Source organism: Variovorax sp. 05T418 (genome assembly GCF_056396385.1).
This window is the reverse complement of the sequence record NZ_JBFTLJ010000012.1, coordinates 31,313-50,733: the sequence shown is the minus strand read 5'-3', so window position 1 is coordinate 50,733 and position 19,421 is coordinate 31,313. Positions and strand designations below refer to the sequence as shown.

At 69.9% G+C, this 19,421-nt stretch carries 16 protein-coding genes; 8 read left to right on the top strand and 8 right to left on the bottom strand.

The window, feature by feature from the left end; all coding sequences use genetic code 11:
- Positions 1-71: 71 nt before the first annotated feature.
- The 4 genes from AC1DMS_RS22525 to AC1DMS_RS22510 are packed head-to-tail and all read right to left on the bottom strand — an operon-like array spanning position 72 to position 6,244.
- Positions 72-1,292 carry a hybrid sensor histidine kinase/response regulator gene (locus AC1DMS_RS22525; protein ID WP_012747905.1) on the bottom strand — a complete coding sequence of 407 codons (1,221 nt, stop codon included), beginning with the start codon at positions 1,290-1,292 and terminating at the stop codon, positions 72-74.
- Complete coding sequence (locus AC1DMS_RS22520) at positions 1,282-1,887, bottom strand: chemotaxis protein CheB (protein ID WP_012747906.1); 606 nt, start codon at positions 1,885-1,887, stop codon at positions 1,282-1,284. The genes AC1DMS_RS22525 and AC1DMS_RS22520 overlap by 11 nt, the downstream gene beginning before the upstream one ends.
- Positions 1,884-2,738 (bottom strand): CheR family methyltransferase, encoded by an 855-nt coding sequence (locus AC1DMS_RS22515; protein WP_478181837.1) that lies wholly within the window; start codon positions 2,736-2,738, stop codon positions 1,884-1,886. Before AC1DMS_RS22515 ends, AC1DMS_RS22520 begins: the two co-directional genes overlap by 4 nt.
- The gene (locus tag AC1DMS_RS22510) at positions 2,735-6,244 is read right to left on the bottom strand and encodes a response regulator (protein WP_018904978.1); all 3,510 of its coding nucleotides are present in this window, start codon (positions 6,242-6,244) and stop codon (positions 2,735-2,737) included. The genes AC1DMS_RS22515 and AC1DMS_RS22510 overlap by 4 nt, the downstream gene beginning before the upstream one ends.
- A gap of 135 nt (positions 6,245-6,379) precedes the next feature.
- Here AC1DMS_RS22510 and AC1DMS_RS22505 point away from each other — a divergent pair, with 135 nt between their 5' ends.
- Both AC1DMS_RS22505 and AC1DMS_RS22500 read left to right on the top strand, forming a co-directional pair.
- Positions 6,380-8,737 (top strand): helicase C-terminal domain-containing protein, encoded by a 2,358-nt coding sequence (locus AC1DMS_RS22505; RefSeq protein WP_012747908.1) that lies wholly within the window; start codon positions 6,380-6,382, stop codon positions 8,735-8,737.
- Positions 8,706-9,314, top strand: a complete 609-nt coding sequence (locus tag AC1DMS_RS22500; protein ID WP_012747909.1) for an alpha-ketoglutarate-dependent dioxygenase AlkB — start codon at positions 8,706-8,708, stop codon at positions 9,312-9,314. Before AC1DMS_RS22505 ends, AC1DMS_RS22500 begins: the two co-directional genes overlap by 32 nt.
- Here AC1DMS_RS22500 and AC1DMS_RS22495 read toward each other — a convergent pair.
- Both AC1DMS_RS22495 and AC1DMS_RS22490 read right to left on the bottom strand, forming a co-directional pair.
- Positions 9,278-9,991: a UdgX family uracil-DNA binding protein gene (locus AC1DMS_RS22495; protein ID WP_012747910.1), complete on the bottom strand. Its 714-nt coding sequence runs from the start codon at positions 9,989-9,991 to the stop codon at positions 9,278-9,280. The genes AC1DMS_RS22500 and AC1DMS_RS22495 overlap by 37 nt on opposite strands.
- Before the next feature lie 42 nt (positions 9,992-10,033).
- Positions 10,034-10,231, bottom strand: a complete 198-nt coding sequence (locus AC1DMS_RS22490; RefSeq protein ID WP_012747911.1) for a hypothetical protein — start codon at positions 10,229-10,231, stop codon at positions 10,034-10,036.
- A gap of 427 nt (positions 10,232-10,658) precedes the next feature.
- Here AC1DMS_RS22490 and bioA point away from each other — a divergent pair, with 427 nt between their 5' ends.
- Genes bioA through bioD form a run of 3 tightly spaced genes read left to right on the top strand, consistent with a single transcriptional unit; the run spans position 10,659 to position 14,069 of the window.
- Positions 10,659-12,056, top strand: coding sequence for an adenosylmethionine--8-amino-7-oxononanoate transaminase (gene bioA / locus AC1DMS_RS22485; RefSeq protein WP_012747912.1), 1,398 nt, complete (start codon positions 10,659-10,661; stop codon positions 12,054-12,056).
- Positions 12,040-13,272: an 8-amino-7-oxononanoate synthase gene (gene bioF / locus AC1DMS_RS22480; protein ID WP_012747913.1), complete on the top strand. Its 1,233-nt coding sequence runs from the start codon at positions 12,040-12,042 to the stop codon at positions 13,270-13,272. Before bioA ends, bioF begins: the two co-directional genes overlap by 17 nt.
- Complete coding sequence (bioD, locus tag AC1DMS_RS22475; RefSeq protein ID WP_012747914.1) at positions 13,269-14,069, top strand: dethiobiotin synthase; 801 nt, start codon at positions 13,269-13,271, stop codon at positions 14,067-14,069. The genes bioF and bioD overlap by 4 nt, the downstream gene beginning before the upstream one ends.
- Here bioD and AC1DMS_RS22470 read toward each other — a convergent pair.
- Positions 14,052-15,101 (bottom strand): aldo/keto reductase, encoded by a 1,050-nt coding sequence (locus tag AC1DMS_RS22470; RefSeq protein WP_012747915.1) that lies wholly within the window; start codon positions 15,099-15,101, stop codon positions 14,052-14,054. The genes bioD and AC1DMS_RS22470 overlap by 18 nt on opposite strands.
- Positions 15,102-15,339: 238 nt before the next feature.
- On the opposite strand from AC1DMS_RS22470, the gene AC1DMS_RS22465 reads away from it, so the two are divergent.
- A complete protein-coding gene (locus AC1DMS_RS22465; protein ID WP_012747916.1) occupies positions 15,340-16,332 on the top strand; it encodes an AraC family transcriptional regulator in 993 nt (330 codons plus the stop codon).
- Positions 16,333-16,352: 20 nt separating this feature from the next.
- On the opposite strand, the gene AC1DMS_RS22460 is transcribed toward AC1DMS_RS22465, so the two are convergent.
- Positions 16,353-16,796: a universal stress protein gene (locus AC1DMS_RS22460; protein ID WP_012747917.1), complete on the bottom strand. Its 444-nt coding sequence runs from the start codon at positions 16,794-16,796 to the stop codon at positions 16,353-16,355.
- Between the two features lie 105 nt (positions 16,797-16,901).
- Here AC1DMS_RS22460 and AC1DMS_RS22455 point away from each other — a divergent pair, with 105 nt between their 5' ends.
- Together AC1DMS_RS22455 and ccoS are read left to right on the top strand one after the other, a co-directional pair.
- Positions 16,902-19,235, top strand: a complete 2,334-nt coding sequence (locus AC1DMS_RS22455) for a heavy metal translocating P-type ATPase (RefSeq protein WP_012747918.1) — start codon at positions 16,902-16,904, stop codon at positions 19,233-19,235.
- Positions 19,235-19,372: a cbb3-type cytochrome oxidase assembly protein CcoS gene (gene ccoS / locus AC1DMS_RS22450; protein ID WP_012747919.1), complete on the top strand. Its 138-nt coding sequence runs from the start codon at positions 19,235-19,237 to the stop codon at positions 19,370-19,372. Before AC1DMS_RS22455 ends, ccoS begins: the two co-directional genes overlap by 1 nt.
- The last annotated feature ends 49 nt before the right edge of the window (positions 19,373-19,421 follow it).

Below are 19,421 nucleotides of genomic sequence, written 5' to 3'. Positions count from 1 at the left end.
GAGGAGGCTTTCAAGCAAGTTGTATCCACCCAGTATCCCGGCCAATCGCCTCCCGTGCAGTAGGAAGGCGCCTACGCCCGCACTTGCGTCGCAGTTTTGGCGGCAGCCTGCAGCGGCAGCTCGACATGGAACAGCGCGCCTTCGCCGGGCCGGCTCTCCACCTCGATGCGCCCGCCGTGCAGGCCTACGATCTTGCGCGTGATGTAGAGCCCGAGGCCCAGGCCGGGCGCGTGCTTGCGGCTGTCGTCGGTGCGTTCGAACTGCTCGAAGATGCGCTCCTGGTCTTCGGGCGCAATGCCGATGCCCTGGTCGCGCACAGTGATGTGCGCGGTGCCGTCACGCTCCCACAGCATCATCTCCACGGACTTGCCGCCGCCGTAGCGCAGTGCATTGGTCAGCAGGTTGGTCAGCACCTGCTCGATGCGGAACTCGTCCCACACGCCGCGCAGCTCGCCCGGCGCTTCCAATGCAATGACAGAGCCCGCGGCCTCGGCCTGCTGCTTCAGGCCTTCCACCACGGCCCGTGCGAGCGCGGCCAGGTCGACCGGCTTGGGCTGGATCGACAGCGCGTCCCTTCGCATGCGCGTGACGTCGAGCATGTCGTCGATCAGCCGCACCATGTTGCGGATCTGCCGCTGGTCGCGTTCGATCATGGCGGGCAGGCGATCCGCGGCAAAGGACTCCAGCTTGCCCCTGGACACCTGGACCTGGCGCAGTTGCGTTTCGAGGTACAGGGTGTTGAGCGGCGTGCGCAGCTCGTGCGAGACCATCGACATGAAGTCGTCGCGCATGCGCACCGCGCGTTCGAGTTCGCCCTGCGTGTGGCGCAGCTGCTGGACCAGTTCTTCCTGCTTCTGGTTGGCCACCGCGAGCGCGTTCATCTCGTGCCGCAGCGCCTTGCGGTGGCAATGCAGGTCGACGAACACGTTGACCTTGCCAGTGACGGCATGCGGATCGAGCGGCTTGTAGAGGAAGTCGACCGCGCCGCTTTCGTAGCCCTGGAAGGCGTAGTTCGAATCGCGGCCCGCCGCCGTCACGAAGATGATCGGGATGTGCCGCGTGCGCTCCGTGCCGCGCATCAGCTCGGCCAGCTCGAAGCCGTTCATGCCGGGCATCTGCACGTCGAGGATGGCCAGCGCGAATTCGTGGTCCAGGAGCAGCGCAAGCGCCTCCTCGGCCGAGGAGGCGCGGTACACCGCACGGCCCGGGCCGCGGATCAGGGCCTCGAGCGCAAGAAGGTTTTCGGGCAGGTCATCGACGATCAGCAGCTTGCTTTCGACGTCAATGGGCATGGGCGGACTCCAGTTGCAGCAGCAATGTGCGAAGCTCGCGCAGGGCAAGCACGTGATCGGGGGAATGGCGGGCAATGGCTGCCCTGGGCATGGTGGGAATCTGGGCTTCCTCCGGGTCCTGGACGGCAGTGAGGCCGCCGGCCATGTGAATGCGCAACAGGCCTTCGGCGCCGTCGTCGTTCGCGCCCGTGAGCAGGAACCCGGCGAGCGCGGGGCCGTAGGCATCGGCGGCCGAGGCCATCAGCACGTCGATCGACGGCCGCGAAAAGTGCACGGGCGGTTCGCAGCTGAGCGAAAAGCACCGATCGCGCTCGATCGACAGGTGATAGCCGGGCGGCGCGAAGTACAGGCTGTCGGGCGCGACCGGCATCTTGTCGGCGGCCTCGTGCACCGGCATGTGCAGCCGCTCGGCAAAGATCTCGGCCAGGTGGCTCTGGTGGCCTTCGGGCAAGTGCAGGACCACCACCACCGGAAGCCGCCACGGCGGTGGAATGCCGTGCAGGAGCGCCAGCAGCGCCTCGATGCCGCCCGCGGACGCGCCGACCACCACGGCCTCGACGCGCCGCGCAGGGAAGGGGCGGGCATCCGGCTTCATGTGGCCTTCCGGTAGATGCGCTCCGGCTGCGAATGGGCGTCGAAGCGCCCGGCATAGCTCGAGAAGTCGATGCTCTCCTTCGCGCCCAGGCCCAGGAAGCCGCGGTGGCAGAGCGACTCGTGGAACAGGCCGAGCGCGCGGTCCTGCAGCTCGCGGTTGAAATAGATGAGCACGTTGCGGCACGAGACGAGCTGCGTCTCGGCAAAGACGCTGTCGGTGGCCAGGCTGTGGTCGGCAAAGATGACGTCGGCGCACAGCGCCGGGTCGAAGCGCGCGGCGTCGTAGGCCGCGGTGTAGTAGTCGGAGAACGAGCTGCGCCCGCCGGCGCGCTGGTAGTTGGCCGTGTAGCCGCGGATCGATTCGATCGGGAAGATGCCCTGGCGCGCCTTCTCGAGCGAAGCGGGGTTGATGTCGGTGGCATAGATCTGCGTGCGGGAGAGCAGGCCTTCCTCGCGCAGCAGGATGGCCAGCGAAAAGACCTCCTCGCCGGTGCTGCAGCCCGCCACCCACACCTTCAGGGACGCATAGGTGTKCAGGATCGGCACCACGTGCCGGCGCAGCGCGAGAAAGTAGGCCGGGTCGCGGAACATCTCGCTCACGGGAATCGTCAGGTACTCGAGCAGCCGGCCGAACAGCAGCGGATCGCGCAGCACCTTCTCCTGCAATGCCGAGATGCTCGGCAGCTCGAGCTGCGCGAGCGCGTGCAGCACGCGGCGCTTCTGCGAAGCCACGGTGTAGTTGCGGAAGTCGTAGCTGTAGCGCAGGTAGATGGCTTCCATCAGCAGCCGCAGCTCGATCTCCGTGTTGCTCAGCGCGGATGGCAGGGGCAGGGATGCGGCATTGGGGTTCACAGCCGCTCCATTTTGGGCATCCACACGCGCAGAAGCGAGAACAGGCGTTCCAAATCCACAGGCTTGGCCAGGTAGTCGCTGGCGCCCGCGGCCAGGCACTGCTCGCGGTCGTCCTTCATGGCCTTGGCGGTGATGGCGATCACGGGCAGCTTCTCGAAGCGCGGGTCCGCGCGCAGCCGGCGCGTGGCCTCCAGGCCGTCCATCTCCGGCATCATCACGTCCATCAGCACCAGGTCGATCTCGCGCGCCTGGTCGAGCTTCTGGAGCGCCTCGCGGCCGTTGCGGCCGATCTCGACCGCGGCGCCGCGCTGCTCCAGCGCGCTCGTGAGCGCGAAGAGGTTGCGCACGTCGTCGTCCACCAAAAGGATGGTGCGGCCCTCGAAGATGCGGTCGCGCCCGCGCGCCGCCTTCAGCATGCCCTGGCGCTCGCTGGACAGCTCGGCCTCGACCTTGTGCAGGAACAGCGTGACCTCGTCGAGCAGGCGTTCCGGCGAGCGCGCGCCCTTGATGATGATGGAGCGCGAATAGCGCTGCAGCTCGGCTTCCTCGCCCCGCGTGAGGTTGCGCCCGGTGTAGACGATCACCGGCGGGAAGGAAACGATCTCTTCCGACGCCATGCGCTTGAGCAGCTCGCTGCCCTGCATGTCGGGCAGGTGCAGGTCGGTGATCATGCAGTCGAAGACGCGCCTGCGCAGCAGTTCGAGCGCCTCTTCGCCGGAGCCCACGGCGGCGATCTCGATGTCTTCGTCGCCGATCAGCCGGATCACGCTTTCGCGCTGCAGCGCATCGTCCTCGACCAGCAGCACGGCCTTGACCTTCTGCGTGAGCTTTTCCTCGAGCCGGGCGAACACCTGCGTCAGCTCGGCGCGCGTGGCCGGCTTCTGCGCATAGCCGATGGCGCCCATGTGCAGGGCGGCGGCCTGCGCGTCGTCGGCGGCCGAGACCACGTGGATCGGGATGTGGCGCGTCTGCGGCGAATCCTTCAGGCGCTGCAGCAGGCCGAGCCCGGTGCTGTCGGGAAGGCGCATGTCGAGCAGGATGGCATCGGGCAGGAACTGGTGCGCCAGCTCGAAGCCGTCGGCCGCGCCATGGGCCACCAGGCAGCGGTAGCCCAGCTCGTGCGCCAGGTCGTAGAGGATGTGCGCGAACTGCGGCTCGTCCTCGATCACGAGCACCCGGCGCACTTGGTCGGGCGGCAGCGTGCGGTCGTCGGCAAAGGAGGGCGGCGGCACGGCAGCCGGCGGCGAGGGTGCCGCGGGCGTGGCGTGCGCGGTAGGGAAGGGCGCGCGCGCCGCCGTTGCGGGCTTTGCGGGCGCAGCAGCAGGGGGCCGACCTGCTTGCTGCGAAGCCTGTGGCAAGGCCTGCGGCGCCGCGGCCGGCAGCTGCAGCGTGAAGGTGCTGCCCTGTCCGGGCTGGCTTTGCAGCGTGAGCGTGCCGCCCAGGAGGCGCGTGAGGTCGCGCGAAATGGAAAGCCCCAGGCCGGTGCCGCCATAGCGGCGGCTGGTGGTGCCGTCGGCTTGCTGGAAGGCTTCGAAGATCAGCTCCTGCTGCTCGGGGGCAATGCCGATGCCCGAATCGCTCACCGCGAAGACCGCGCCGCCGTTGGCAGCCGCCGACACGGTGAGCGCCACCTCGCCGCTGTTGGTGAACTTGATCGCATTGGAAAGCAGGTTCTTCAGGATCTGCTCGACGCGGTGGCGGTCGGTGGCCAGCGTGGCGGGCGTGCCGGGCTGCATTTCCAGGCGGAAGGCCAGCTGCTTCTCGGCAGCCAGCGGCCTGAAGGCGCTCTCCAGGCTCTGCGCGAGCTTGCCCGGCGCCACCTCCTCGACCACCACTTCGAGCTTGCCGGCCTCGACCTTGGAGATGTCGAGGATGTCGTTGATCAGCACCAGCAGGTCGTTGCCCGACGCGTAGATCGATTCCGCGAACTTCACCTGCTCGGGGCTCAGGTTGCCCTGCGGGTTGTCGGCGAGCAGCTTGGCCAGGATCAGCGCGCTGTTGAGCGGCGTGCGCAGCTCGTGCGACATGTTGGCCAGGAACTCCGACTTGTAGCGGCTGGCGCGCTGCAGCTCGTCGGCGCGGTCTTCCAGGTCGCGCTGCACGCGGCGCAGGGCGGCGTTGCGCTGGTCGAGCGCCTCGGTGCGCTCGGAGAGCTGGCTGTTGGTCTGCTCCAGCTCGGCCTGCTGGTTCTCCAGCATGGCCTGCGAAGCCCGCAGCGCACGCGACTGCTCCTCGAGCTCCTCGTTGGCGGTGCGCAGCTCTTCCTGCTGCACCTGCAGTTCCTCGTTCAATTGCTGCGTTTCGGCCAAGGCGTCCTGCAGCTGCTCGCGGTAGCGCGCCGCCGCGAGCGAGTCGCCGATGTCCTCCGCCACCAGGTCGAGCAGTTCGTTGGTCCGCGCATCGGGCACGGCCGGCAGTCCGAGTTCGACCACGCCGTTCACGATGCCGTCGCTCGACACGGGCACCAGCAGCACCGCCGCGGGCGCCATTTCTCCCATGCCCGAATTGACCTTCAGGTAGTCGGCCTGGATCGGCTCCACGAGCATGCGGCGCCGTTCGGCGGCCGCCTGGCCGACCAGGCTCTGGGTCGGCGAGAACACCTGCGGCGAGGCCTCGGCTTCCATCGAGAAACCGTAGCTCGCGGCGCGGCGCAGCGTGCCTTGCCGCTCTCGCACGTACAGCGCGCCGACCGCGCTGCCCAGGTGCCGCGAGAAGAAGGCCAGGACCTTGCGGCCCAGGTCGTTGGCATTGAGTTCGCCCACCAGTTCGCCCACCAGTTCGGTCTGCGCACTGCGCAGCCAAGCCTGCTGCGCCAGCCGCTCGGCATGCGCGGCCTGGTCCCGCAGCACCGCGTCGTAGCTGTTCGAAAGCCGCACGAGTTGCCGGCGCCCGAAGTAGGCCACCATGCCGGTGAACACCAGCGTGAACAGCAGGAACACGGCCACCACCAGCCAGGCCGTGCGGTTGACCTCTTCGTTGCGCTGGTAGCGCAGGCCCTCCTCGGTGTCCATGAAGGCCGTGAATTCGGCGCGCATGTCCTCGCGCAGCTGCTTGCCCCGGCCCTGGCGCACCGCCTGCGGGTAGTTGCCGCCGGCGCGGCGCAGCGCGATCAGGTCTTCTGCGAACCCGTTCCAGGCCTCCTGCAGCGCCGCGATGCGCTCGACCCGCTGCGCCTGCTGCCGGTTGTCCAGCACCAGCTCGCGAAGCGCGGCGGTGTCGCTCTTGATCCTTGGCAGCGCGCGGTGGTAGGGCTCGAGAGAGCTTTCATCGCCGGTGATCAGGAAGCCGCGCAGGCCGGTTTCCATGTCGATGCTGCGGCCTTGCAGCTCGCTGGCGCTGCGCGTCACGCGGTCGCTCTGCTCGACCCGGCTGATGGTGAACAGCAGGAACACGATCAGGCTGACGAACACCAGCGCGCCGATCACCCCGCCAAGCAGCGGCCACTTGAGATTGCGGCTCAGCTGGCGGTCGAAGTCGTCGGGGTCGATCGCGGTCGGCGTTTTCATTCGAACAAGATTTGTAAGCAAAACTTTTGAAGTTTTGCCGAATTCTGGAGCGCCGGGTGTCGGAGAAAGGCCCGATAGCGCCTTTGCCCCTGGTGCGGTGGTCTCGTTATACTGTTGTTTTATACAGCATCAGCCGTGACCACGGACCTTTCCACCCCGCCGACCGAAGACGCGCCCGATGCCCGCGCTGTCTCCGTCAAGGCCCTGTGCGCCTTCGGTGCCAAGGCCGGCGACCTCGACCTGCGCTTCGTGCCTGCACCCAGCGCGCTCGAAGGCATGGCCGGCCATGCGCTGGTGCAGGGCCGGCGCGGCGACGGCTATGAAAGCGAGGTGCCGCTGGTCTCCCGCTGCGGCGCGCTCCAGGTGCGCGGCCGTGCCGACGGGCACGACCCGCGCGAACCCCGCGTCGAGGAGATCAAGACCTTCCGCGGCGACTTCGACGCCATCCGCGGCAACCACCGGGCGCTGCACTGGGCCCAGGCCCGCTGCTACGGCTGGATGCTTTGCGAAATGCACGGCTACGAGCACATCACCGTGGCGCTGGTCTACCTGGACCTCGGCACCGGCGACGAAACCGTGCTGGAAGAGCCCCACACGCGGGCCGCGCTGCAGGCGCATTTCGAACTGCTGTGCGAGCGCTACAGCGCCTGGGCGCAGAGCGAGGCTGCGCACCATGCGGCGCTCGGCCATGCGCTCGGCCGGCTTGAATTTCCGCACGGCTCGTTCCGGCCCGGCCAGCGCGAACTGGCCGAAGCCGTCTACCGCGCCGCCGTGAACGCGCGCTGCCTGATGGCGCAGGCACCCACCGGCATCGGCAAGACGCTGGCCACCATCTTTCCGCTGCTGAAGGCGCGGGCCGCGCGCAAGATCGACAAGATCTTCTTTCTCACCGCCAAGACCTCGGGCCGGGCCGTGGCGCTGGAGGCCGTCGGCGTGCTGGGCAAGAACTGCGCGCAGCTGCGGGTGCTCGAACTCACCGCGCGCGAAAAGGTCTGCGAATACCCCGACCGCGCCTGCAACGGCGATGCCTGCCCGCTGGCCAAGGGCTTCTACGACCGCCTGCCCGCCGCGCGCGAGGAAGCCGCGCAGGCCGCCCGGCTCGACCGGCCGGCGCTGCGAAGAATTGCGTTGGCGCACAGCGTGTGCCCCTATTTCCTCGCGCAGGAAATGGCGCACTGGTGCGACCTGATCGTGGGCGACTACAACTACTACTTCGACGGCAGCGCCTTTCTCTACGCCACCATGAAGGACGCCGAATGGCGCGCCGCGGTGCTGGTGGACGAGGCGCACAACCTGCTGGAGCGCGCGCGCGGCATGTACACGGCGCGGCTCGACGGCCTCGCGCTCGAAGAGGCCCACCGCGTGGCTCCCGCCTCGGTGCGCGGCGCGCTGGGCCGGCTGTACCGCGAATGGGACACGGTGCAGCAGGCGCAGGCCGAGCCCTACGACACCGCCGACGAGATTCCCGAGCGCTTCGCGCGCACGCTGCAGGCCGCCAACACGGCCATGGGCGAGTACTTTGCGGCCACGCCCGATGCGGCCCAGGGCCCGCTGCAGCGCTTCTTCTTCGATGCGCTGCAGTTCGCCCGGCTGGCCGACGCCTTCGACGACCATTCGGTCTTCGAGCGCACGCTGGGTCCCGCGCACGCCCAGCAGCAGCGCAGCCTCGCGATCCGCAACCTGGTGCCGGCGCCGTTCCTCGAGCCGCGCTTCGCGGACGCCGCATCGGTCACCTGCTTCTCGGGCACCTTGTCGCCGTTCGAGTTCTACCGCGACGCGCTCGGCTTGCCGCCGGAAACGATGCTGCTCGACGTGGCCTCGCCATTCCGCAGCCAGCAGCTGCGCGTGGAGGTGGCCATGAACGTGTCGACCCGCTTTCGCGACCGCGCGGGCTCGCTCGCTCGCGTGGCCGGGATCATCGGCGAGCAGTTCGAGCGCATGCCGGGCAACTACCTCGCGTTCTTCAGCAGCTTCGACTACCTCGAAAAGGCCTGTGCGGCCTTCCTGGCCAGGCACCCCGGCGTGCCCGTGTGGGCCCAGACGCGCGGCATGGCCGAGGCCGATCGCCACGGCTTTCTCGCGCGCTTCGAGGAAGGCGGCCAGGGCATCGGCTTTGCCGTGCTCGGCGGTGCGTTCGGCGAAGGCATCGACCTGCCCGGCAGCCGGCTGATCGGCGCCTTCGTGGCGAGCCTGGGCCTGCCGCAGCACAACGCGCTCAACGAGATCACGCGCGAGCGCATGCAGGCGCGCTTCGGCAAGGGCTACGAATACACCTACCTCTATCCCGGCCTGCAAAAGGTGGTGCAGGCGGCCGGCCGCGTCATCCGCACCGAGCAGGACAGCGGCGTGCTGCACCTGCTGGACGACCGCTTTGCGCGCGCCGAGATCCGGCAGCTGCTGCCGCCCTGGTGGGAGCTGCGGCTGGGCGGGCCGGCACACGCGGGCGAAGGAGAGATCATCGATGCGCTCAGCCAGGCACATCCAGTTCGCTGACCAGCCCGACCTGTTCGGCGAGGCGCCCGCGGCCGCCATCGAGGGCCTGCGCTACGAGCGCGAATTCCTCACGCGCGCCGAGGAAGCCGAGCTGCTGCGGCTCGTGCAGGGCTTCGAGCTGCGCGAGATGCGCTACAAGGAATACACCGCGCGCCGCCGCGGCATCAGCTTTGGCGGCAGCTACGACTTCGACAAGCACCGGCTGCGTCCCGGCGCGGCCATGCCGCCCGCGCTTCACCCGCTGCGTGCGCGGGTGGCCGCGTGGATGGGCATGGCGCCCGAGGATTTCGCCCACATGCTGATCTCCGAATACCGGCCCGGCACGCCGCTCGGCTGGCACCGCGACGTGCCGGACTTCGAGGACATCGTGGGCGTTTCGCTGCAGGGCGACGCGGTGATGCAGCTGCGGCCCTATCCGCCGGCCAGCGCCAGCGCACCTGCGAGCCTGCAGCTGCTGATCGAGCCGCGCTCCATCTACATGCTGCGCGGCGAAGCGCGCTGGGCCTGGCAGCACAGCATCGCGCCGACCGAGGCGCTGCGCTATTCCATCACCATGCGCACGCGGCGGCGCGCGTGACTTGCGGCGGGCCTTGCGGCCGGCTTTTTTGCGGCGGGCTGTTTTTCGGCCGGGCGCCTGGCCCCGGCTTTCTTCATCAGCTCCGAAGCCATCGACAGGTCCTTGAGCCAGGCTTCCCAAGCCGCTTCGCGCTGCAGCGGATCGCCGCGCAGCAGGGCGGAGGGATGCAGCGTGACCAGCACGCGGCGGCCCGTTGCGGCATCCTCGACCCACTGGCCGCGCTCCTTCATCACCGCGACCGGCCGGCCGAGCAGTGAGCGCGCGGCCGTGCCGCCGAGCGCGATGCAGGCGCGCGGCTGCACGAGCTCCATCTCGCTTTCGAGCCAGTGGTGGCAGGCATCCACTTCGCGCTGGCCCGGGGTCTTGTGCATGCGGCGCTTGCCGCGCGGCTCGTACTTGAAATGCTTCACCGCATTGGTCACGTAGAGCTTCTCGCGCGACCAGCCGAGTTCGGCCACTGCGCGGTCGAACAGCTTGCCGGCCGGGCCCACGAAGGGGCGGCCGACCAGGTCTTCCTTGTCGCCGGGCTGCTCGCCCACCACCATCAGCGCCGCACCGACCGGGCCTTCGCCGAACACCGACTGGGTCGCATGCGCGCCCAGCGGGCATTCGCGGCAGGCGTCGGTCGCCACGCTGAGCGCCTTCAGCGCGGCCGTGGCTTCGTTGCGATGGGACATGTTGCCGGCTCCGGCAGTTCGGCGGCCTTCAGGCCGCTCCCGTCAATGCGTGGAACCGCCGGCGCCGCCGCGCCGGGACTGGCTCTGGTTGCTGCCGCCGACGTGGCTTTCGCGGTCGTGGCGGCTCTCGGTGGTGCGGCGCGGCTCGTTGCGCGGTGTCGGGCTCTGGTGGCCGGCCTTGTTGTGCTGGGGAGGCAACGAACCACGCTCGTCGGGCGTGTTGGGGTTCGTCTTGGACATGGGCTGCTCCTTCGAATGAATGATGAATGGATGGACATTCATTTGTCCGCGCGGTGCCTGCTCGGCGGTGTCGGAATTGGCCCACCGCGGGCGTCGTCCAAGCCTCATGCGCAGGCACGGCGGGGCGCGGAATCTGCCGATAGCCGATATCTGCCACCAGGCTGCCCGATCACGCCAACCACCCCCCGATCAAGGTAAGAACTCGATACTCCGCAAAAATCTTTGTCGCCGCCAAGACAACTTGCATTGGCCTTGCGGACCCGCCTCCGTACACGATGCCGTCCTGTTGCGCGGCCTTGGTCCGAACGGGCGTGCTACCCCGGCCAACGTCGTTCAAGTGCCCGCATTCCGATGCCCGCACCGGCGGTTTGCCGCGCCGCATGGGCGCCGATACGATCCCGCGCCTTGCCCCCAAAGGAATGCGCGGATGCCGCCAACGATTGCTTCTTCCTCGATGCCCGCAGCATCGAAAAACGCCGGCTGGCAGCAGCGCAGCCGGCGCCATGTCTGGCATCCGTGCACGCAGAGCATCCGGCTCGAAGCGGTGCCGCCGCTGCCGATCGCGCGGGGCGAGGGCGTCTGGCTGTTCGACCACGACGGCCGCCGCTACCTCGACGCAACGAGCTCGTGGTGGGTCAATCTCTTCGGCCATGCGCACCCGGCCATCAACGCCGCGCTCAAGGACCAGCTCGACACGCTCTCGCACGTGATGCTCGCGGGCTGCACGCACGCGCCGGCCGTCGAGCTGGCCGAGCGGCTCGCCGCGCTGACCGGCGATGCGCTGGGCCACTGCTTCTATGCCTCGGACGGCGCCTCGGCCGTGGAGATCGCGTTGAAGATGAGCTTTCATACGTGGCGCAACGCGGGCCGCAGCGGCAAGCAGGACTTCGTCGCGCTGCGGCAGGGCTACCACGGCGAAACGCTGGGCGCGCTGCATGTGACCGACGTGCCGGTGTTCCGCGACGCGTACGCGCCGCTGCTCGCGAATGCGCACCTCGTGGCATCGCCCGACGCCCGGGCCGCGCGGTCGGGCGAAGACGCCGCTGCCGTGGCGCGCCGTGCCGCGGCCGAGCTCGAAGCGCTGCTGGCCGAACGGCATGCATCGATCGCCGCCGTGATCGTCGAGCCGCTGGTGCAATGCGCCACCGGCATGGCGATGCACGACCCCGACTACCTGCGCCTCGTGCGGGCACTGTGCGACCGCTACGGCGTGCACCTCATCGCCGACGAGATTGCGGTGGGCTGCGGGCGCACCGGCAGCTTCTTCGCCTGCGAGCAGGCCGGCATCTGGCCCGACTTCCTGTGCCTGTCCAAGGGCATCAGCGGCGGCTACCTGCCGCTGGCGCTGGTGATGACGCGCGATGCGATCTACCAGGGCTTCGTGGACGACGACGTGGCGCGCAGCTTCCTGCATTCCCATTCCTACACCGGCAACGCGCTGGCTTGCCGCGCGGCGCTGGCCACGCTCGACCTGTTCGAGCACGAGGACGCGCTGCGCCGCAACCGCGCCCGCGCCGAGCGGCTGATCGGCCGCTTGCGCGAGGGGCTGCACGGCATGCCCGTCGATCACCTGCGCCAGCGCGGAATGATCACGGCCTTCGACGTGCGCGAGCCCGGCGCCCGGTTCGCGGAACGCTTTCACCTGGCCGCACGCGCGAACGGACTGCTGATGCGCCCGATCGGCGCGACCGTCTATCTCATGCCGCCCTATGCGATCGGCGACGACGACATCGACCGGCTGGTCGACGGCACCCTCGCCACGCTGGAAGCGGTGGCCGCTTCCGCCCATGCAGAGGAAGGAGGCCGCGATGCCGCGCTTGCTTGAACGCCTGCAGGACGAGATCACGGCGCTCGACGCGCAATCGCTGCGGCGCCGCCGGCAGATCGCCGAAACCGCCTGCGCACCCGGGCAATCGCTGACGCTGGCCGGCGCGAGCGCGCCGCGCACCATGCTCGGCTTCAGCAGCAACGACTACCTCGGCCTGGCCGCGCATCCGGCGCTGGCCGCCGCACTGGCCGAAGGCGCGGCGCGCTACGGCACGGGCAGCGGCGGGTCGCACCTGATCCTCGGCCACTCGCGCGCGCACGTCGAGCTGGAGGAGCGGCTGGCCGGCTGGATGGCGCCGTTCATCCCGGAGGCGCAAAGCCTGTTCTTCTGCACGGGCTACATGGCCAACCTCGCGGTGCTGTCGGCGCTCGGCGGCGCGGAGGCGGTGATCTTTTCGGAGTCGCTCAACCACGCATCGCTGATCGACGGGGCGCGGCTGGCCAAGGCGCGGGTCGAACGCTATCCGCATTGCGGCGTGGCCGCGCTCGACGCGCAGCTCGGCGCCTGCGATGCGCCGGTCAAGCTGATCGTGAGCGATGCGGTCTTCAGCATGGACGGCAACATCGCGCCCGTGGCCGAGCTGCTCGCGCTGGCCGAACGCCACGACGCCTGGCTGGTGCTGGACGATGCGCACGGCTTTGGCGTGCTCGGCGCCACGGGCCGGGGCGTGCTGCAGGCCATGGGGCTGCGCTCGGAGCGGCTGGTGCTCGTCGGCACGCTGGGCAAGGCGGCCGGGGTGTCGGGCGCGTTCGTGGCGGCGCATCGCACGGTCATCGACTACCTGGTGCAGCGCGCGCGGCCGTACATCTTCACCACGGCCGCGCCGCCGGCCATTGCGCATGCGCTGCTCGCGAGCCTTGCGCTGATCGAAGGCGAAGAAGGCGACCTGCGCCGCGCCCGCTTGCAGGCGCGCATCGCCCAGCTTCGCCGCGGACTCGAGGCGATCCTGCCGGCGGACGGCAGTGCCTGGCTGCCCGATTCACCCACGGCGATCCAACCGCTGGTCGTCGGCGACAACGCACGCGCGATGCAGGCGATGGCGCAGCTCGATGCCCGCGGTTTGCGCGTCGGCGCGATCCGCCCGCCGACCGTGCCCGCCGGCACCGCGCGGCTGCGGATCACGCTGTCGGCCAGCCACAGCGAGGCCGACGTGGCGCGGCTGCTCGATGCCTTGGGCGATGCGTTGGCGCGGCCGTGGAAAGAGGCGGCATGAGCGCCGCGCCGGGTGCGCCGATGACCCGCCGCCGCTGGTTCGTCACCGGCACCGACACGGGCGTCGGCAAGACGCTGGCCAGCAGCGCGATGCTGGGCCTGCTGGCCGCATCGGGCCTGCGGGCAGTCGGCATGAAGCCGGTGGCCGCGGGCCTGGAACGGATCGATGGCGCCTGGCGCAACGATGACGTCGAGCAGCTGCGCGCGGCCGGCAATGTCGATGCGCCGCTGGCCCTGCGCTGCCCGTACTTGCTGCGCGCGCCGATGTCGCCGCACCTGGCGGCACGGGAGGAGGGCGTGCGCATCGAATTGCCGCCGCTGCTGTCGGCCTTCGCGGCGTTGTCGCAGCAGGCCGACGCGGTGGTGGTCGAAGGCGTGGGCGGCTTCTGCGTGCCGTTCGGCGACGACCTCGACAGCGCCGAGCTGGCCGTGGCGCTGGGACTGCCGGTGATCCTGGTGGTCGGGCTGCGCCTCGGTTGCCTGAACCACGCGCTGCTCACGGCGGAAGCGATCCGCGCGCGCGGGCTCATGCTGGCAGGATGGATCGCGAGCACCATCGAGCCGGAGATGCTGGCGCCCGAAGCCAATCTCCAGACGCTGCGCGGCCGGCTCGGTGCGCCGCTGCTCGGTGTGGTGCCGCACCTGGCGGAACCCTCGGCGGCCAGCGCCGCGCGGCACCTCGACCTGCGCGCATTGCGCGCCACCGCGGCCTACGCCGCGCACCGGTCGGCGACGCCGGCCGAGCTCAGCCCCTCAGCGGCGCTGGCCGGCTTCAGCCACTCAGCCGCGCTGGCCTGATTCGGCCAGTCGCTTCGCCCGCGCGCCGCCCTGGCGCTCCAGCATCCAGCCCGGGTACTCGGAGGGCAGGGCGCTCACCTTGCCGAGTGCAGCCAGCTCGTCGGCGGAGAGCCGGATCGCGGTGGCGGCAATGTTGTCGTCGAGTTGCGCGACGCGCTTGGCGCCGACGATCACGCTGGTCACCACCGGCTGGTGCAGCAGCCACGCGAGCGCGATCTGCGCCACCGACACCTTGCGCGCTTCGGCCAGCTGGCGCATCACGTCGATGCAGTCGTAGGCGCGCTCGACGTTCACGGGCGGAAAGTCGAAGCTGGTGCGGCGGCTGCCTTTCTCGGCTTCGGTGTCGCGGCCGTACTTGCCGCTCAGGAGGCCACCCGCCAGCGGGCTCCAGACCATCAGGCCGAGGTTTTCGCTCTGCAGCATCGGCGCCAGTTCGCGCTCGAGGTCGCGGCCCGCGATGGTGTAGTAGGCCTGCAGCGATTCGAAGCGCGCAAGCCCCTGGCGCTCGGCGATGCCCAGCGCCTTCATGATCTGCCAGGCCGCCCAGTTGGAGACGCCCACGTAGCGCACGTGGCCCTGCTGCACCAGGTTGTCCAGCGCGCGCACGGTTTCCTCGATGGGCGTGACCGGGTCGAAGCCGTGGATCTGGTAGAGGTCGATGTGGTCCAGCTGCAGGCGCTTGAGGCTGGCCTTCACGCCGTCCATGATGTGGTAGCGCGAGGCGCCGGCCGCATTGGCGGTCTTGCCGGTCTCGCCGAACACCTTGGTGGCGACCACCACGTTCTCGCGCGGCACCTTGAGGTTCTTCAGCGCCTGGCCGGTGATGGTTTCCGACAACCCTTCGGAATACACGTCCGCGGTGTCGATGAAGTTGATGCCGGCGTCGAGCGCGCGGCCGACCAGGCTTTCCGCCTCGGACTGCTGGAGGTTGCCGATCTGGCCCCAGATGCCACTCGCGCCGCCGAAGGTCATGGTGCCGAGGCAGAGTTCGGAAACGAACAGGCCGGTGCGGCCGAATTTGCGGTACTGCATGAGAGATGTCCTTTGGGTGGGTGGCACGAGAAAGGGAGCCGCAAAGCCCCCATCGACCGCAAAAGTATCCGGCCGCGGCGCCGCGCATGGCGAGCGCGTTCCTGCAAAGTCCTTGCCTATTTCTCCAGACCTCCTGCACGGGCCGTGCAGATTCGTTGGCGTGGCGCTAAGCTTTGAACCACCCGATCCTCCACGCCGGCCGCCACCGCGGCCCCATCCGTGACAAGGCCCCCCGAACATGCCCCAAGACACACCCGAAATCGCTGCCGCCATTGCCCAGCCGATGCCGCTGGAGCCCGAACTCGACGAAGCCAGGAAGGAACTGGTCGCGCTGATCAACCGCATCACGCGCGGCCAGGACGGCACCGTGGAAACGCCGGTGGCCGGCCTGCAGGTGTTCTGCATCAGCAAGCCCGACGGCCCCAAGCATGCCTTCGCAACGCCGGCGCTCGGGCTCATCGCACAAGGCTCCAAGCGGATCATCGTGGGCGACGACATCTATGTGTACGACCCGATGCACTACCTGGTGACCTCGGTCGACCTGCCGGTGTGCGGCCAGGTGCGCCTGACGAGCGACAACGAGCCGTACCTGGGCGTGCGGCTGGAGCTGGCAATCGACGAGATCGGCAAGCTCATCGGCGACGAGAAGCTGCCCGCGAAGGCCAATGCGCCTGCTTCCCGCGGCATGTACGTCAACCGCATCGGCATGCCGGTGCTGGAGCCGGTGCTGCGGCTGCTGCGGCTGGTCGAGTCGCCCGAGGACGTGCCGATCATGGCGCCGCTCATCAAGCGCGAGATCATGTACCGCCTGCTGGTGAACGGGGAGGGCGCGCGGCTGCGGCAGATCGCGCTGCAGGACAGCCACACCCAGCGCATTGCCAAGGCGATCAGCGCGCTGCGCATCAACTATTCGCAGTCGCTGCGGATCGAGGACATGGCGCGCGCGGTGCACATGAGCGTGTCGTCGTTCCACCATCACTTCAAGGCCGTGACGGCCATGAGCCCGCTGCAGTACCAGAAGCAGCTGCGGCTGCAGGAAGCGCGCCGCCAGATGCTGATGGCCGGCGCCGACGTGTCGAGTGCGGCGCACAGCGTGGGCTACGAGAGCCCGTCGCAGTTCGCGCGCGAGTACAGCCGCATGTTCGGCGCGCCGCCGCTGCGCGACAAGCGCCGCTGGCTCAGCGACGCCGAGAACGACGCGCTCGGTGCGGGCTCGATGCAGGCCGCCTGAAGCTGAGGCCCGCCGCGCGGTCAGCGCAGCACCAGCACGGGCAGCGTGGAGTGCGTCAGCACGTGCTGCGTCTCGCTGCCCAGCAGCAGCCGCTTGATGCCCTTGCGGCCGTGCGAGGCCATGACGATCAGGTCGCACTTGTGCTTCTTTGCGGCGGCGACGATCGATTCGGCCACCAGGTCCGAGTTGGCGATGGCGGTCTTCAGCTGCACGCCGCTCGCCACCGCGCGCGCGGCCACGGCGTCGAGCATGTCCTGCGCCTTGTCGGCCCACTGCTTCTCGACCCGGGCGATGTCGTCGGGCGAGAAGGACATGGCGCCGTCGAAGTAGCTCTTGGGGTAACGCGGCACCACGGTGAGCGCGACGAGGTCGGCATCGTGCCGGCTCGCGAGGGCGATCGCGCTTGTGACCGCCTTCTTCGAGAGCGTGGAGCCGTCGGTGGCCACGAGAATGCGCTTGTACATGGTTTTTCTTTCCGGGAACGTGTGCCGCGAGCTTAGGCAGGCAGCCACCCGCGCCGCTTGATGCAGATCAAATGCGCGCGACCGGCCGGCGCTTAGCCTTGCCCGATGCAAGCCGCGCTCGCCTCCTTTTCCCCGGCCGCCGCGCTCCCACGGGCACCCCGTGAAGCCTGGCAGGTGCTCGACGATCCCGCCGAATGGCCCGCCTTCGGCCATGCGCTCGATGGCGGCGATGCGGGCACGGGGCGCTGGGAATCGCAGGTGGCGGTGGAAGGCATGCATTGCGCGGGCTGCGGCCTCGCCGTGGAGGCCGCGCTGCTGCGCGTCGCGGGCGTGCTCGAGGTGCAGGTGAATGCCGCGAGCCAGCGTGCCCGCGTGCTGTGGTCCGCCGCGCAGACGCGGCCCTCGCGCTGGTTCGAGGCTTCAGAGGCCGCCGGCTACCGGCTGGTGCCCGCCGCCGACGGCTCCGCACGCGAGCGCCGTTCGCGCGAGTTGCGGCTCGCGCTCTGGCGCTGGCTGGTGTCGGGCTTTTGCATGATGCAGGTGATGATGTACGCCTACCCGGCCTACATCGCGCAGCCCGGGGAAATGACGCCGGACGCCGCGCAGCTGCTTCGCTGGGCCTCCTGGGTGCTGACGCTGCCGGTGCTGTTCTTCTCCTGCGGGCCGTTCTTTCGCAGCGCGTGGCGCGACTTTCGCCATGCGCGCATCGGCATGGACGTGCCGGTCGCCTTCGGCATCGCCATTGCGTTCGCGGTCAGCACCGCGGCCACCTTCGACGGCGCGGGCGCATTGGGACACGAGGTCTATTTCGACTCGCTGACCATGTTCGTGTTCTTCCTGCTCACGGGCCGCTGGCTCGAGGCGCGGCTGCGCGACCGCACGGCCGGCTCGCTCGAGGCCGTGATGAACCGCCTGCCCGACGGCGTCGAGCGGCTCGGGGCCGATGGCGGCTGGCAGCGCGTGGCAGTGCGGCGCCTGGCCGTGGGCGACGTGGTGCGGGTGCGCCCGGGCGAGGCCTTTCCGGCCGACGGCGTGCTGATCGACGGCGGCACCAGCACCGACGAAGCGCTGCTGACCGGCGAATCCCGCCCGGTGGCGCGGGCGCGCGGCGAGCGCGTGCTGGCGGGCAGCCACAACCTGTCGGCGACCGTGCAGCTGCGCATCGAATCGGTGGGCGAGGGCACGCGCTTCGCGCAGATCGTGCGGCTGATGGAAAGCGCCGCGCTCGGCAAGCCGCGCCTGGCCCAACTGGCCGACCGCCTCGCGCGGCCGTTTCTCGTGCTGGTGCTGGTGTCGGCTGCCGGCGCCGCGGCCTTCTGGTGGCATGCCGACCCGGGCCGCGCGCTGATGGTGGCGGTGGCGGTGCTGATCGTGACCTGCCCGTGCGCGCTCTCGCTCGCCACGCCGGCCGCCATGCTTGCGAGCGCGGGCGCGCTGGCGCGCGGCGGCGTGCTGACCTCCAACCTGCAGGCGCTGGAGGCGCTGGCCTCGGTCGATACGGTGATCTTCGACAAGACGGGCACGCTGACCGGCGACACGCCGCGGCTCGAACGGGTCTACTGCCGCCAGGGTTTGCGCCCGGGCGATGCGCTGGAGATCGGCGCCGCGCTCGGAGCGCACTCGCTGCATCCGGGCGCGCGTGCGCTCGTGAATGCATGGAATGCGCAGTTCCGCGCGCCGCCCGGCTGGGAGGTGACGCAACCGACTGAACTGGCCGGCCTCGGGCTCGAGGGCCTGCTGCGCCGAAGCGGCGATGCCGGCGGCCCGGCGCGGCGCGTGCGGCTGGGCTCGGCGAGCCATTGCAGCGTGGCGCCGCTGCAGGTCGAGGCGCCGCAGGTGCACCTGAGCGACGAGCAGGGCTGGATCGCGAGCTTCGTGCTGGCCGAGGAGCTGCGCCCGGACGCCGCCGCCGCGGTGGCGGCGCTGCAGGCCGAAGGCGTCACGGTGCGCCTGCTGTCGGGCGACCGCGACAGCGCCGCGCGGGAGATCGCCGCGCGCGCCGGCATCGAATTCGCGCAGGGCGGCTGCACGCCCGAGGACAAGCTCGCGGTCCTGTGGCGGCTGCAGGCCGAAGGCCGGCAGGTGGCGATGGTGGGCGACGGCCTGAACGACGGTCCTTCGCTGGCGCGCGCGAATGCCTCCTTCGCCTTCGGGCGCGCCGTGCCGCTCGCGCGCGCACGGGCCGACTTCGTGGTGCCGGGCGATGCGCTCGCGGCCATTCCGCGCACCATTGCGCAGGCGCGGCGAACGCTGCGCGTGGTGCGGCAGAACCTGGCATGGGCGGCCGGCTACAACGCGCTGTGCGTGCCGCTGGCCGTCATGGGCTGGCTGCCCGCGTGGCTGGCCGGGCTGGGCATGGCGGCGAGTTCGCTGGTGGTGGTGCTCAATGCGGCGCGGCTCGCGGCCCCCGCAGCTTCCGAGGCCAGGGCGGTGCGCTGATGGACATCCTCTTCCTGCTGATCCCGCTGTCGGTCGTGCTGGTGCTCGCCATCCTTGGCGGCCTCTGGTGGGCCATCGAGCGCGGGCAGTTCGAAGACATCGAAATCGAAGGCGACCGCATCCTGCGCGGCGATTGATCTGCATCAAACCCTCGGGAGGGGGGCGCGGGGACACTGCCCGCAGTCC